This window comes from Micromonospora sp. WMMD736 (assembly GCF_049179015.1).
Lineage (GTDB): Bacteria > Actinomycetota > Actinomycetes > Mycobacteriales > Micromonosporaceae > Micromonospora.
Map to the genome: position 1 here is coordinate 6,568,899 of NZ_JBMHMI010000001.1, position 13,246 is coordinate 6,582,144.

General features: G+C 71.7%; 14 protein-coding genes and 1 riboswitch. Of the genes, 6 read left to right on the top strand and 8 right to left on the bottom strand.

What is annotated here, in order from left to right:
- Positions 1 to 114: 114 nt before the first annotated feature.
- Positions 115 to 1,410, top strand: a complete 1,296-nt coding sequence (locus ACN269_RS29855) for a hypothetical protein (protein WP_421475570.1) — start codon at positions 115 to 117, stop codon at positions 1,408 to 1,410.
- Positions 1,411 to 1,436: 26 nt separating this feature from the next.
- Here ACN269_RS29855 and ACN269_RS29860 read toward each other — a convergent pair whose 3' ends face one another.
- From ACN269_RS29860 to ACN269_RS29875, 4 genes are all read right to left on the bottom strand, one after another.
- Positions 1,437 to 2,180, bottom strand: coding sequence for an amino acid ABC transporter ATP-binding protein (locus tag ACN269_RS29860; RefSeq protein WP_421475571.1), 744 nt, complete (start codon positions 2,178 to 2,180; stop codon positions 1,437 to 1,439).
- Entirely contained in the window at positions 2,177 to 2,947 is a 771-nt protein-coding gene (locus ACN269_RS29865; RefSeq protein WP_421475572.1) for an amino acid ABC transporter permease, read from the bottom strand. The genes ACN269_RS29860 and ACN269_RS29865 overlap by 4 nt, the downstream gene beginning before the upstream one ends.
- Positions 2,948 to 2,986: 39 nt before the next feature.
- Positions 2,987 to 3,712 carry an ABC transporter substrate-binding protein gene (locus tag ACN269_RS29870; protein WP_421475573.1) on the bottom strand — a complete coding sequence of 242 codons (726 nt, stop codon included), beginning with the start codon at positions 3,710 to 3,712 and terminating at the stop codon, positions 2,987 to 2,989.
- Between the two features lie 423 nt (positions 3,713 to 4,135).
- Positions 4,136 to 4,247, bottom strand: a riboswitch (SAM riboswitch).
- Between the two features lie 86 nt (positions 4,248 to 4,333).
- On the bottom strand, positions 4,334 to 6,283 hold the full coding sequence (locus tag ACN269_RS29875; RefSeq protein WP_421475574.1) for an amino acid transporter: 1,950 nt from the start codon (positions 6,281 to 6,283) through the stop codon (positions 4,334 to 4,336).
- A 189-nt stretch (positions 6,284 to 6,472) separates the two neighbouring features.
- On the opposite strand from ACN269_RS29875, the gene corA reads away from it, so the two are divergent.
- Positions 6,473 to 7,603, top strand: a complete 1,131-nt coding sequence (gene corA, locus ACN269_RS29880; RefSeq protein WP_421475575.1) for a magnesium/cobalt transporter CorA — start codon at positions 6,473 to 6,475, stop codon at positions 7,601 to 7,603.
- A gap of 7 nt (positions 7,604 to 7,610) precedes the next feature.
- Here the strand turns inward: corA and ACN269_RS29885 are convergent, their stop codons facing one another.
- A complete protein-coding gene (locus ACN269_RS29885) occupies positions 7,611 to 7,796 on the bottom strand; it encodes a hypothetical protein (protein ID WP_421475576.1) in 186 nt (61 codons plus the stop codon).
- Between the two features lie 311 nt (positions 7,797 to 8,107).
- On the opposite strand from ACN269_RS29885, the gene ACN269_RS29890 reads away from it, so the two are divergent.
- On the top strand, positions 8,108 to 8,935 hold the full coding sequence (locus tag ACN269_RS29890) for an SDR family oxidoreductase (RefSeq protein WP_421475577.1): 828 nt from the start codon (positions 8,108 to 8,110) through the stop codon (positions 8,933 to 8,935).
- Positions 8,936 to 8,951: 16 nt separating this feature from the next.
- Here the strand turns inward: ACN269_RS29890 and ACN269_RS29895 are convergent, their stop codons facing one another.
- A complete protein-coding gene (locus ACN269_RS29895) occupies positions 8,952 to 9,467 on the bottom strand; it encodes a 2'-5' RNA ligase family protein (protein WP_421475578.1) in 516 nt (171 codons plus the stop codon).
- A gap of 78 nt (positions 9,468 to 9,545) precedes the next feature.
- Here ACN269_RS29895 and ACN269_RS29900 point away from each other — a divergent pair, with 78 nt between their 5' ends.
- Positions 9,546 to 10,055: a mycothiol transferase gene (locus ACN269_RS29900; RefSeq protein ID WP_421475579.1), complete on the top strand. Its 510-nt coding sequence runs from the start codon at positions 9,546 to 9,548 to the stop codon at positions 10,053 to 10,055.
- Between the two features lie 19 nt (positions 10,056 to 10,074).
- Here the strand turns inward: ACN269_RS29900 and ACN269_RS29905 are convergent, their stop codons facing one another.
- Positions 10,075 to 10,248, bottom strand: a complete 174-nt coding sequence (locus ACN269_RS29905; RefSeq protein ID WP_421475580.1) for a hypothetical protein — start codon at positions 10,246 to 10,248, stop codon at positions 10,075 to 10,077.
- Between the two features lie 229 nt (positions 10,249 to 10,477).
- Between ACN269_RS29905 and ACN269_RS29910 the strand changes: the two genes are divergently transcribed.
- Both ACN269_RS29910 and ACN269_RS29915 read left to right on the top strand, forming a co-directional pair.
- Positions 10,478 to 10,903: an SCP2 sterol-binding domain-containing protein gene (locus tag ACN269_RS29910; RefSeq protein ID WP_421475581.1), complete on the top strand. Its 426-nt coding sequence runs from the start codon at positions 10,478 to 10,480 to the stop codon at positions 10,901 to 10,903.
- The gene (locus ACN269_RS29915) at positions 10,900 to 12,972 is read left to right on the top strand and encodes a glycogen debranching N-terminal domain-containing protein (RefSeq protein WP_421475582.1); all 2,073 of its coding nucleotides are present in this window, start codon (positions 10,900 to 10,902) and stop codon (positions 12,970 to 12,972) included. Before ACN269_RS29910 ends, ACN269_RS29915 begins: the two co-directional genes overlap by 4 nt.
- Here ACN269_RS29915 and ACN269_RS29920 read toward each other — a convergent pair.
- Positions 12,941 to 13,219, bottom strand: a complete 279-nt coding sequence (locus tag ACN269_RS29920) for a hypothetical protein (RefSeq protein WP_421475583.1) — start codon at positions 13,217 to 13,219, stop codon at positions 12,941 to 12,943. The two genes, ACN269_RS29915 and ACN269_RS29920, sit on opposite strands and share 32 nt — an antisense overlap.
- Positions 13,220 to 13,246 lie beyond the last annotated feature (27 nt).

Consider the following 13,246-nt stretch of genomic DNA (forward strand, 5'->3'; position numbering starts at 1 on the left):
ACGTATTGGTGACACCGCGCGGTCCGCGACCGGGGCGTCCGGGCAGCTCATCGGCGGGTACGGTGGAGGCCTGTTTCGGTGTTCGTCGATGCGCTCGGTCGGTGAGGGGGGCCCATGACCACCGGGGCGAGCGCGGCCGAGCCGCGGATGGTCACCGAGCGGCAGTTCCTCGACGAGGTGGCCTCGGTCACCCGCGAGCGGGTCGCCACCGGGTTCCTCTACCTCATGGCGCAGGAGGGCGCAGTCGTCGGCGTCCAGTGGGAACAGCCCGGCGTCGACCACCTCCGCCGCTATCGCGTCCGCGACGCCTGCCCACACTGCGTCGTCCTCGCCGCGGTGGTGACCCTCGCCCCCGTGCTGCCACTGGACGTGCTGCGCGCCGGTCGCGCCCGGCCGCAGTACGAGACGGTCCTGCGGACCGGCCGGTTGCCCCACCTGGCGTTCGCCCGTCCGGCGGGGCCACCCGGGGCGAGCTGGCTGGGCGACTGCCACGCGGTCGACGGTGACCCGCACTCCGACGCCGACTGCCCGAGGCACGCCGTGCCCCCTCGCACCGGTGACCCGTTGGCGCTGCGCCCCGGGTCGCTGCCCCGGGCCGTACGGGAGCTGTATCCGCACGAGGGCGCGGCGGCCGCCGACCTGGCCCGGCGGCTACGGATCGCGCAGGACTGGCGCGCGGACGCGCAGGCCGTGGCGAGTGGCATCCGCGAAGCGGCGGCGACCTGGGCGTTCCTGCGCAACTCCTGCGTGCTGGGCGTGCCCGTGCCCGGCGCCAACGGTCTCGTGCTCACGCTGCCGCCGGGGCGTGCCCCGGACGACCGGTCGCTCGGCGAGCTGCACGAGGCGACCGTACGCGCCCTGCCCTCCGGTGGCCCGGTGCCCTACCAGGAGCTGGCCTGCCTGCTGCCCGAGCCGGCGTCGACGACGCAGCGCATGCCGACGTACGCCGGCGCGGTGGACCTGACCGCCGCCGCGCCGGTACGGACGCTGCGGCTGCCGACGCCGCGCCGGCCGCTGAGCACCACCGGCCGGGGTGTGCTGCTGCTCTACGAGGCCCGGCACGCCATGGGTCGGCACGTGGCGAGCCCGCCGGTGCGCGACAGCGCGTACTGGGATTCCGAGGCGGCGTTGAACGTCTTCGAGTTCACCCTGCTGGAACGGGTCGCCGGGCGGCACTACCAGGAGGCGGTGGCCGCCTACCTCCAGGCGTTGCGGCGCGAGGGGGACCTGCTCGCGCGCCCGCACAAGGTGCTCGACCGGCGTCGCCGCAAGGCCCTGTCACACGCGTTCGGCGGGCTGGACGACGAGGAGCTGCACCTGTGGGCGTCGGTGGCCTACCGCAACGCCATCCTGGAACTGCTCGGCGACCTGAAGGCGTTCGCCGCGCACCTGAGCATCCAGGCGGGCTGAGCGCCGCCCTCGGAGCACTGGGCCCCTCAGAGCACCTGGGCCAGGAAGCGACGCAGTCGGGGATGGTCGGCCCCCTCGAAGATCCGCTCCGGTGGGCCGGCTTCCAGCACCACGCCCCGGTCCATGAAGGCCACCGTGTCGGCGACCTGCCGGGCGAAGCCCATCTCGTGGGTGACCACCACCATGGTCATCCCGGCGGCGGACAGGTCGGCCATCACTCCGAGGACCCCCTTGACCAGCTCCGGGTCGAGCGCCGAGGTGGCCTCGTCGAAGAGCATCACCTCGGGTCGCAGCGCCAGCGCCCGGGCGATCGCCACCCGCTGCTGCTGACCGCCGGAGAGCTGCGCGGGCCGGGCGTCGGCCTTGCCGGCGAGCCCCACCAGCTCCAGCTGCGCGCGGGCGACCTGGGCCGCCTCGTCCGGGCCGAGCCCCCGCAGCCGGCGCAGCGCCAGCGTGATGTTGCGCAGCACGCTCATGTGCGGGAAGAGGTTGAACTGCTGAAACACCATGCCGACCCGCTGGCGCAGCGCGTCCGGGTCGTCCCGTAGCACGCTGCGTCCGTCCAGCAGCACGTCGCCACGGTCGGGTTCGATGAGGCGGTTGAGCGTCCGCAGCAGGGTCGACTTGCCCGAGCCGGACGGTCCGATCACGCACGCCGTCGCGCCCCGGGGCACGTCCAGGTCGACGCCGCGCAGTACGCGGTTCGCGCCGAAGGCCAGGTGGATGTCGTGTGCCCGCAGGCTGACCGAGGTGGTGGTGGCGGTGGTCATCGCCGGTCTCCTTCCGTGGCCGGGGTCAGCGTGGGCTCGTCGTCCTCGTCCGGCGCGACGGGGTTCCGGCCGTCGCGCAGCCGCCGGTCGATCCAGTTGACGAGGTGTGTCAGTGGGACGGTCAGCGCCAGGTAGAACAGTCCGGCCAGCAGCAGCGCGGACTCGTTCCCGGTGGTGGCCGCGTAGTCCTGCCCGATGCGGAACAGCTCGCGCTGGCTGGCCACCAGGCCGAGGAAGTACACCAGGCTGGAGTCCTTGATCAACGCGATGAGCTGGTTGACCCAGGCGGGCAGCACCCGCCGGATGCCCTGCGGGATGATCACCAGCCGCATCGCGTCGGTCCAGGAGAAGCCGAGGGCCCGAGCACCCTCCAGCTGGGCGGCCTCCACCGACTGGATGCCGGCGCGGAAGATCTCCCCGATGTACGCGGCGGCGATCAGCGACAGCGCGAGGATGCCCAGCGGGTACGGGTCCGGCCCCCACACCTGCATGCCCAGCGGCGCCAACCCGACGCCGATCAACAGGATCGTCGCCGCGGCCGGCAGCCCCCGGAACACGTCGGTGTAGACGCGCGCCGGCCAGCGTAGCCACCGGCTGCGGGAGATCCCGGCCACGGCCAGCAGCAGACCCAGCACCGTGCCGAGCAGGGCGGCGGAGACCGCCAGGATCAGCGTGTTGGGCAGCCCGACGGTCAGCATCTCGGGCAGCGCCTCGCGCATCGCGTCGACGTCGAAGAACGTCTCCCACAGGGTGCTCAACGGATCCATCGTTCGCCTCTCCTACCGCCCTGCTCGCTCGTCACCGGGTCAGGACGCGGCCGACGCGGACGCCGACGGCGCCGCGACCGTGCCGCTGCCCGGCGTGAAGTCGGCCGGGATCGGCCGGCCCGGGTAGTACTGGGCCTGCAACCGGTTCCACGTGCCGTCGGCGATGACCTCGTCGAGGGCCTTGTTCAGCGCCTCGCGCAGCTTGTCGCTGCCCTTGGCGACGGCGTACGCGGTCGGTGCCGGACTGAGCTGCTTGGCCGCCACGGTGATCTTGCCGTTGCTGTCGGCGGCGGACTTCTCGCCGATCTCGGCCGGGGCGATCCAGGCGTCGGCCGTGCCCGCCTTGAGCTGGTTGATCGCGCCGTTGTAGTCGGGTACGCGGACCGGGTCGAGCTGCTTGCCGGTGGCGTAGTCGTCCTGGACGGTGCCCTGCACCACCACGACACGCTTGCCGGTGAGCTGGTCGAAATCCTTGATCGGCGAGCCGGCCGGCACGTCCAGTCCGAAGTAGCCGAAGTCGTACCCGTTGCCGAAGTCGACGGTCTTCTTGCGCGCCTCGGTGACGGTGATCGAGGAGCTGCCGACGTCGAACTTGTGGTTGTTGACCTGGGACAGGAGCGCGGAGAAGTCGGTGCCGACGAACTCGACCTTCAGGCCGAGCTTGCCGGCCACGGCGGTCAGCAGGTCGTTGTCGAAGCCGGTGAACTTGCCGTCCTTGAGGTACACATTGGGCGGGGCGTCCGTCAGCGTCCCGGCCCGCAGCACACCCGCCTGCGCCAGACCGTACGGATTCCCCGCATCGCCAGCCGACCCGCCGCCGCCGCTACCGCCGCAGGCGCTCAACCCACCAACAACCACAGCAGCGGCCGCAAAAATCCTCAAACCAACAGAACTACGCACAAAATTCTCCAAAAGGGTGACGTCGACCCCGTTGATCATGAAGTTATTGCCACGACACGCCGGTCGAGCGGGCAACAACTTCATGATCAACGCGAAGAAGGGTCGGGAGGGTGGGGTGGGGCGGGGAGGGGGGCTCAGCGCTTCAGGCGGCGGTACACGCCGCGCTGCGCATTCGCATCAGGTCCACGTGGCGACGCCGGGTCAGGGCCGGCGTACGCCGGCTTGCCGGTGGCGTGGGGCTGAGGATGTGCATGCGGTCTCCCGGGTCTTGGTGCTGACCTGGGTGCCAGGCCACGCTTGCACCGACGTCCCGCCGGTGCCTGGTCTTCACCCGGGGCACCCCACCGCGGAGGAGGGTTGCCGGCCAGCGAGCCGGGGCTTCGCGCTGGCGCTCATGACCTGCGCCGAGGCTAGCAGCGCCCACCGGTCGTCCGTCCAGCCGATATGACCACGCTCACCAGCCCCGACCCGCGCGCGGCGAGCTGGTCAACCGGCGTGGACGTGGGGTCGGCGCGTCCGGTCCGGCTCCTGACGACGCAGGATCTCCCGGGTCACCGAGGCGATCTCGCCCTGCCCGAACGCCAGGTACCGCAGCACGTTGCGAGCCGGGCCGCCCTCGGTCCACTCGAAGTAGATGTGCGGGCGGCGCGCGCTGCGGTCGCGGATCTCCAGCAGCAGCGCGGCCAGCGCGCTGGGCACCGCGGAGCTGGCCAGGCTGAGCACCGGGAAACGGTCGTGCGCCACGCTGCCGCGTACCAGCAACTCCGTCTCGAAATCCGACGGATCGGTGACCCGGACCTCTACGAAGATCACGTCGCTGTCGTCGGGAAAGTCGTTGTCCGCCATGGTCTGGGCCAGCTTGTCGCGGTACTCCGCGAGGTCGCGCCGCTCCGGCTCGTGCGCGACCAGACGGATCCGGCGTCCGGAGCGCTCGTCGATCATCGCGGTCGCCAACTCGTCCAGCTGGACGTGGTCGACCCGCAGCTCGAACGCCCGCGCCACCCGCGACAGCGCCGAGACCACGATCATCGCGCCGATGAAACAGCCGGCGATCTTCACACCGTCGGGCCGCTCCGCCACGTTCGCCACCGTGGTGTAGACGAACGCCACCGCGATGGCACCGAACGCGACCGTGCGTCCGCGCTGCCGCCGTCGCCGCGCCGCGAGGGTCACGGCCGTCGCCGCCGAGGTGATCAACACCAGGACCCCGGTCGCGTACGCGCCGCCCTGCGCGTCGACGCTGGCGGAGAAGATGATCGTGATCAGGAACGCCACGCCGGTGAAGACCAGGACCAGCGGCCGGACCGCGCGGGCCCACGTCGGCGCCATGCCGTAGCGGGGCAGATACCGGGGTACGAGGTTGAGCAGCCCGGCCATCGCGGACGCCCCCGCGAACCAGAGGATCGCGATGGTGGAGAGGTCGTAGACGGTGCCGAAAACCTCGCCGAGATGCTGGTGGGCCAGGTAGGCCAACGCCCGGCCGTTGGCGGCCCCACCCGGCTGGAAGGCCTCGGGCGGGATCAGCACGGTGGTGGTCACGCTGCTGGTGATCAGGAAGACGCTCATCGTCGCGGCGGCGGTGGTGAGCAATCGTCGCGCGCCTCGGATGCGGCCCAACGGCCGGTCCTCCGAGTCCTGACGGTCCCCCCGGATGTGCGGCATCACCGCCACCCCGGTCTCGAAGCCGGACAGGCCCAGCGCCAGCTTCGGGAACACGAGCAGGGACAGCCCGACCACCAGCAGCGGATCGCCGTGTCCGGTGGTCAGGGCGTTCGTCCAGTCTCCGACCGCGCTCGGGTGGCTGACCACCCGCCACAGCGCGTCGCCGATCACCACCGCGTTCAGCGTCAGGTAGACCGCCACCAGCACGACGGCGATCCCGATGGCCTCGCCGAAACCCTTGAGGAACACCGCGCCGAGCAGGGCCACCAGCAGCAACGTCACCGCCACCTCGTGTCCCTTGAGGCCGCTGGGCAGGAACGGGTTCTCGTCGATGTGGGCGGTCGCGTCGGCTGCGGACAGGGTGATGGTGATGATGAAGTCGGTGGCCGCGAAGCCCAGCAGCACCAGCACGAACAGCTTGCCGGGCCAGTAGCTGAGCAGGCGTACGAGCATCGCGATCGAGCCCTCGCCGTGCGGGCTCTCCACCGCCACCCGCCGGTAGACCGGCAGCGCGCCCAGCAGCGTCACCAGCACCAGCACCAGGGTCGCCACCGGCGAGAGCGCTCCGGCGGCCAGCGCCGCGATGCCCGGCTGGTAGCCCAGCGTGGAGAAGTAGTCCACGCCGGTCAGGCACATCACCCGCCACCACGGGTGGTGCCGGTCCTCCTGTGGGTGGGCGTGCAGGCCCTGCGGCGTGGGCTGGCGCGACCCGTCGGCGAGCAGCCAGCGTCGTAACCGGTCGGTCCGCCGGCCGGCACGTCTGTTCACCTCCACCGGCGTCACCCCCGTCCCGCCCATGGTCACCGCGAGTATCCGCCGTGTGGTCGACGTCCGTCCGGCGGTGTGCGGAACCCGTCCGCCGGGAGCAGCGACCCGGCCCCGGGTTTCGGGTCGGGAGCACCGGGGAAGCAGGGCCCCCGTCCCGAACCCCGGGCCGGGCAGTGCCGGGAGGGGAGCGGGCTCGTGGTTGGTGGCCGCCGCTTCCGCCGGGGCGACGGCTTCGGCCGTCAGCTCGACGAGCACGAGGCGCGGGTCGGGCCCGTCCCGCCGGCGCAGCCGGGCAACTCGTCCGCCGGCCGTCTGGTCGACAGTGCCGTCTACATCCGGGGACACCGGTTCGCCTCACCGGTCGGGCTCGCCGAGACGTACGCCTGCCTTCAGACGCAGGACCACGCGATGGCCTGGATCGGGCTGTACCGGCCCGACATCGACCAGATCTCCTCGCTGGCGCGCGAGTTCCGGCTGCACGACCTGGCGGTGGAGGACGCGATCAACGCCCACCAGCGGCCGAAGCTGGAACGGTACGGCGACACGCTCTTCGTGGTCCTGCGTGCCGCCCGCTACGACGACCTGCGGGAGGAGGTGGAGTTCTCCGAGCTGCACCTGTTCATCGGGCCGGGTTTCGTGGTCACCGTCCGGCACGGAGAGGCGCCCGACCTGGCCGCGGTACGACGCCGCATGGAGGCCGACGCGCCGATGCTCGCCCGGGGTCCCGAGGCGGTGCTGTACGCGATCCTGGACCAGGTCGTCGACGGGTACGCGCCGGTGGTCGCCGGGTTGGAGAACGACATCGACGAGATCGAGACCCAGGTGTTCGGTGGTGACCCGAACGCCAGCCGGCGCATCTACGGGCTCAGCCGGGAGGTCATCGAGTTCCAGCGGGCCGCCCGCCCACTGCTCGGCATGCTCGACTCCCTGGCGGCCGGCGCCGGCAGCTACGGCGCCGACGAGGAACTGCGCCGCTACCTGCGTGACGTCACCGACCACCTCACCCAGGTGGTGGAGCGGGTGGACGGGTTCCGACACCTGCTGCAGAACATCCTCACCGTCAACGCCACCCTGGTGTCGCAGCAGCAGAACGAGGAGATGCGCAGCCTGACGGCGGCCAGCTACGCGCAGAACGAGGAGCTGAAGAAGGTCTCCTCGTGGGCCGCGATCCTGTTCGCCCCCACCCTGATCGGCACGGTGTACGGGATGAACTTCGTGCACATGCCCGAGTTGAACTGGCGCTTCGGCTACCTGTTCGCGCTCCTGCTCATGCTGCTGGTCTGCGGCACCCTCTACCTCGTCTTCAAGCGTCGCGGCTGGCTGTGAGCGACGCTCACTCGATGCCGCGCAGGATGTGCCGCTCGTCCTCGAGGTCGTCGTCGCCGGCACCGATGCGACCGAGCAGCACGGCGGCGGCCCAGATGGTCAGCGGGGTGGCGGCACCGGTCATGCCACCGCCGGTGCGGTCGTGCTTGGTCTGGCTCCGCTCGTTCCGCGGTGGCCTGCGCTGAGCCTGCATGGGCCCTGCCTCTCCTCGTCGAAGCCGCCGCGGGCGACGCGGTGTGCCCCGCGCGCCCGGCCGGGCGGCCCGCGTACGCGGGCCGCCACCGGTACGGCATCCACGTCGAACCATCCCACGTCGGGCCGGGTCCGCACCCCCTGTTTTCGGTTTCCCGACTGACGCCCGCCAAACCGGACAACTCGCCCCGACAGCGCTCTGGCGAATATCTGACGAATCAGTTTGGCGACGGTCGATGCCCTTCACCGGCCCGCCCACCTCTGACACTCTGCAATCGCCAAGTGACGCACTGGATAGATGGATCGAGGGCCATGACAAAGCGTTGGTTGATCACGGGGTGTTCGAGTGGACTCGGCCGTGCTCTGGCGGCCCGGCTCGCGGCCGAGGGTGAGCAGGTGGTGGCGACGGCCCGGCGACCGCACACCCTGGACGGCTTGGTGGCTCGGCATCCGGACAACGTGCTGGCCGTCGCCCTCGACGTACGGAACCCGGAACAGTGCGCGGCAGCGGTCGAGCGGGCGGTGGACGCCTTCGGCGGCATCGACGTCCTGGTCAACAACGCGGCCTACGGACAGTTCGGCACCTTCGAGGAGGTGTCCGACGCGGAGATCGCCGCGCAGTTCGACACCAACGTCTTCGGGCCGTGGCGGCTCACCCGCGCGGTGCTGCCGGTGTGGCGGGCGCAGCGCGGCGGGCACGCCGTCTTCGTCAGCTCGGTCTCCGGCGCGGTGCCCTTCCCGGGGCTCGCCGCGTACACGGCGAGCAAGTTCGCGCTGGAGGGGGCGGCCGAGTCGCTGGCCGCCGAGGCCGGGCACCTCGGGGTGAAGGTGACCATCCTGCAACCGGGCGGCTTCGCCACCGACTACAGCGCCAATCTGGCGATGCCGGAGAGCCGTATTCCGGACTACCTGGCGGTCAGCGAGGGCATGCTCGGCGCGCTACAGGGCATGAACACGAAAGTGGAGATCAACTCCCCCGAGCTCTTCGCCGATGTGGTCTGGCGGCTCGGGCAGATGGACGCGCCGCCCCTGCGGCTGCCGGTGGGACCCGACTCGGAGGCGTTTCTGGAGCCCGCCTACGACGCCCGACGCAGCGAGTACGACCAGGTGATCAAGGCGGGCCACCACACCCTCCCCTGAGGGACCGGCGGACCGCCTAGGGCAGCGGGTGGGCGATATCGCGGGCGTGGTCGGTGAGCGCCGCGCCGACCACGGTCGCCGTCAGCGGCAGCACCTCCAGGCAGCGGCGTACCGCGGCGGCCATCAGCGTGTTCGGCACCCGCATGGAGAGCGTGCAGTGCGGCACCCAGCGCCCCGGCTGGTAGTGCTCGACCAGCCCGATGCCGGCGGCGGCGAGCCGGCCGTGCACCAACCGGTGGTGCGCCAGCAGTTCCGTCGTCGGCGTCGCACCGAGCCACAGCACCCGGCCGACGAACTGCCCGGCGTGCTGGAAGTCGAGGCGCAGCGGAGCCGCCACGACTGTTCCGCGCAGCGCCTCGGCGACCTGCTCGGGGTCGAACCGGGGCGCCACCGCGAGGGACACGTGCGGGCGGTGGCGCTGCTGGAGCAGCGAGCGCATGCTCTGCACACCCTCGGCCTCCAGGGCGTCCCACAGCACCCGGATGCGCCGCGTGGCGTCCGGGTCCAGATACAGCTCCAGCGCCGCGACCACGTGATCACGTTAGCGGCCGGGGTTCGGCTGTCGGTGGCCGGCGGTACGGTGCTCCAAGACCCACCAGGAGGCGTACCCGTGGACGTGAGTGACCTGTTGACCGAGACGTACGACCGGCAGCCCGACCTCGTCCGCACGGCGGTCGACGGCCTCACGCCGGAGCAGCTGCGCTGGGCGCCCGCCGAGGGCGCCAACTCGATCGGCTGGCTGGTCTGGCACCTGACCCGCGTCCAGGACCACCACGTCGCCGACCTGCTCGACGCCGAGCAGCTCTGGACCACCGGCGACTGGCCGGGGCGGTTCGGGCTCGTCGCCGACCCGCACGACACCGGCTACGGTCACACGCCCGCGCAGGTCGCCGGGGTCCGGCCGGAGAGCGCACAGGCGCTCATCGACTACTTCGACGCGGTCTCGGCGCGTACCCGAAAGTTCCTCGCCGGCTTGCGCCCGGCGGACCTGGACCGCATCGTCGACGAGTCGTGGGACCCGCCGGTCAGCCTCGGCGTGCGGCTGGTCAGCATCGCCGACGACGACGCGCAGCACGCCGGCCAGGCCGCCTACGTGCGGGGCCTGCTCGAGCGCGGCTGACGTCCGGCGTACGCCGGACTCACGGCACGATCACGGCCCGACCTTCGAGCGTCCCGTCGCGCATCTGACGGTACGCGTCGAGAGCGTCCTCCAGCGCGAACGTGGTGATCCACCTGATCCGGGCCGGGCGTCGTTCGGCGACCTCGACCAGCTCCGGTGTCGACCGCCACTCCCGCAACCGCAGCGCCCGCATGTCGATCCCTCCCGTCGCCGCCTGCCCACTGCACCGCGCACCAAACGAGTCCTCTCGCGATCTTGCAGTTTCTGCTGTCGATTCGCGTCCTCCCGACTGATATGTCGCCACCGAAAGTGCAAGATCGCGGGGTCCGCGGCGTTCGTTGGGCGTCACGGGTTCACCCGGTTCGGGCGAGGCCCGCTCACCCTGGCCCGGGTGAGCCTGCGGGGATGCGGGAGGGGATGTGATGGGCACGACGGCGACGAGTTACCTGGAACACCTGGACACGGGCCAGCCTTTCGACCTGCCCGAGGTGATGGCCGGGACGCTGCGGCTGGACCTGCGCGACGACGGGCACACCGAGCACTGGTACCTGACCGTGGCGGACCAGCACATCCGGGTCACCCGCTCGGCCGACGACGCGGACCTGGTCGTCCGCGCGCCCCGTGCCGTCTTCGACGAGTTGGTCAACGGCGAGGTGCCGCCGGGTACAGCGCTGCTGCGCAACGAGCTGACCCTGCGGGGCGACATGCGGCTGCTGCTGGTGCTGCGGCGTGTCCTGCCGGGCCCGCGAGGCGCGCGGCACCCGCGCGAGCTGGGGCGGGCCGCGTTGGCCCGGCGGAGCACGCCGGCCGGGCGGGCGACGGCCGGCGGGCGGGACTACCGGCCATGAGGCAGGAACTCGTGCACGTCCTCGCCGGGAACGTGTTCGCCATCAGCGACGCCCAGGGTGACGTCGAGGTGGATCCGCAGGCACCCGTCGGGCTCTTCGCGTTCGACACGCGTTTCCTCTCGCACTGGGTGCTGACCGTCGACGGGGAGCGGATCAACGCCCTCTCCCGAGACGACATGACGTACTTCGAGACCCGGTTCTTCCTGGTGCCCGGCGCGGCGAGCCACTACGTCGACGCCGACCTGTCGATCATCCGGCACCGCTCGATCCACGAGTGCTTCCACGAGAAGATCACCGTGCTGAACCACTCGCCGCAGCCGGCCGAGCTCACCATCCGCATGGAGATGGGCAGCGACTTCGCCGACATCTCCGAGATCGGCAACCTGCGGCGGCGGGACGTCCGGGTCGACGTCGACCCCGCGCGCCAACGGCTCACCCTGCGTTACGAGCGGCAGCGGTTCGTCCGTGAGACGACGGTCAGCAGCACCGCTGCGGTCGACGTCGACGAGGGCGGCATGACGTTCCGGATCCGCGTCGCCCCGCACGGGCAGTGGGAGACCGACCTGCACGTCGTCCTGACCGTCGTCGGGGAGGGCGGCCAGGACATGCGGGAGAGCCTCCAGGCGCACCAGCGGGCCGTCCGTACCGGGATGCGGGAGGACCTGGCGGCCTGGCTGGACCGGGCGCCGCGGTTGGTGGCCGAACGCGACGGACTGGAGGACATGTATCGGGGGAGCCTCGCCGACCTGGCCGCGCTGCGGTACCGGCCACTGTCGACCGCCGAGCGCGTGCCGGTCGCCGGCCTCCCGTGGTCGATGGCCTTCCTGGGTCGGGACAGCATCATCACCTGCCTGGGAACGTTGGCGTTCACCCCGGAGTTGTCGCCGGCCACGCTGCGGATGCTGGCCCTGCTTCAGGGCGGGCACCTCGACGACGAACGCGAGGAGGAGCCTGGCAAGATCGTCTCCGAGCTCCGCTACGGCGAGTCGGGCGTCTTCGATGAGCGACCGAGCGCGGTGTACTACGGCGCCTCGGACATCACCCCGCTCTTCGTCGTGCTGCTCGACGAGTACGAGCGTTGGTCCGGTGACGCGCAGCTCGTCCGCGAGCTGCGCCAGCCGGCCCGGATGGCCCTGGACTGGATCGACGAGTACGGCGACATGACCGGTGACGGGTACGTGCGCTACCAGCGCCGCAACGACCGCGTCGGCACGGTCAACCAGTCCTGGAAGGACTCCACGGACGCGATCGTCGACGCGCGTGGACGGCTGCCCGAGTTCCCCCGCGCCACCTGCGAGCTGCAGGGCTACGCGTACGACGCGAAGCGGCGCGGCGCCCGGCTGGCCCGCGAGTTCTGGGGCGACCCGGAGTACGCCGACCGCCTCGATGCGGAGGCCACGGCGCTCAAGGAGCGGTTCAACCGGGACTTCTGGCTGCCACACCGGGAGTACTACGCGCTGGCACTGGACCCGTACGGCGAACCGGTCGACGCCCTGTCCTCGAACATCGGGCACCTCCTGTGGAGCGGGATCGTCCCGGACGATCGCGCCGAAGCGATCGCCGAGCACCTGGTTGGACCCCGGCTCTTCAACGGCTGGGGCGTGCGGACGTACGCCGCCGGTCAGCGCCCGTACAACCCGGTGGGATCGCACCTGGGGGCGGTGTGGCCGTCGGACAACGCCCTGATCGCCGCCGGGCTGCGGCACTACCGGTTCGACGCGCACGCGGCCCGGATCGCGAACGGCATCTTCGACCTGGCCCAGACCCTCGGCGGGGCGGTACCGGCGCTGATCGCCGGCTACGAACGGAGTTTGACGAAGTATCCGGTCCAGCTGCCGTCGGCCGGACGCCCGCAGTCGTGGTCCTCGGCAGGCCTGCTGATGTTGCTCGGCACCCTGCTGGGTCTGCGGCCCACCGGTGAGGACCTGCTGGTAAGGCCCGCTCTGCCGGCCGGTTTCGGTCGGGTCGACCTGCTCGGCGTTCCTGGGCGCTGGGGCCGCACCGACGCGTACGCCGGCGAGCGCTCGACCCGGCCGGTCAGCCCTCCGACGTCGCCGTCCCGCTCCTGAGATCAGCCGCCGTCGCGTCCGTCGCCACGGACGCCTCGCGCTGGGCCGGGGGAGAGCGGTGACGTTGCGCCTGGACATGGCGGAAGCCCCGCACGGCGTCGCCCAGACCGGCCAGCTCGCCGGGCTGGGCAGCGGCGCGGGCCGCCGTCAGCAACAGCCCGACCGGACCCGTGCCGGTGGACTCGTCGACGGGAAGACCGCCGAGCAGAAGCTCGGCGGTCTCGCCGTCCATCCGGTCCGCGGTCATCTCGTGTCCCTCAGCGCCGCCCGGTCG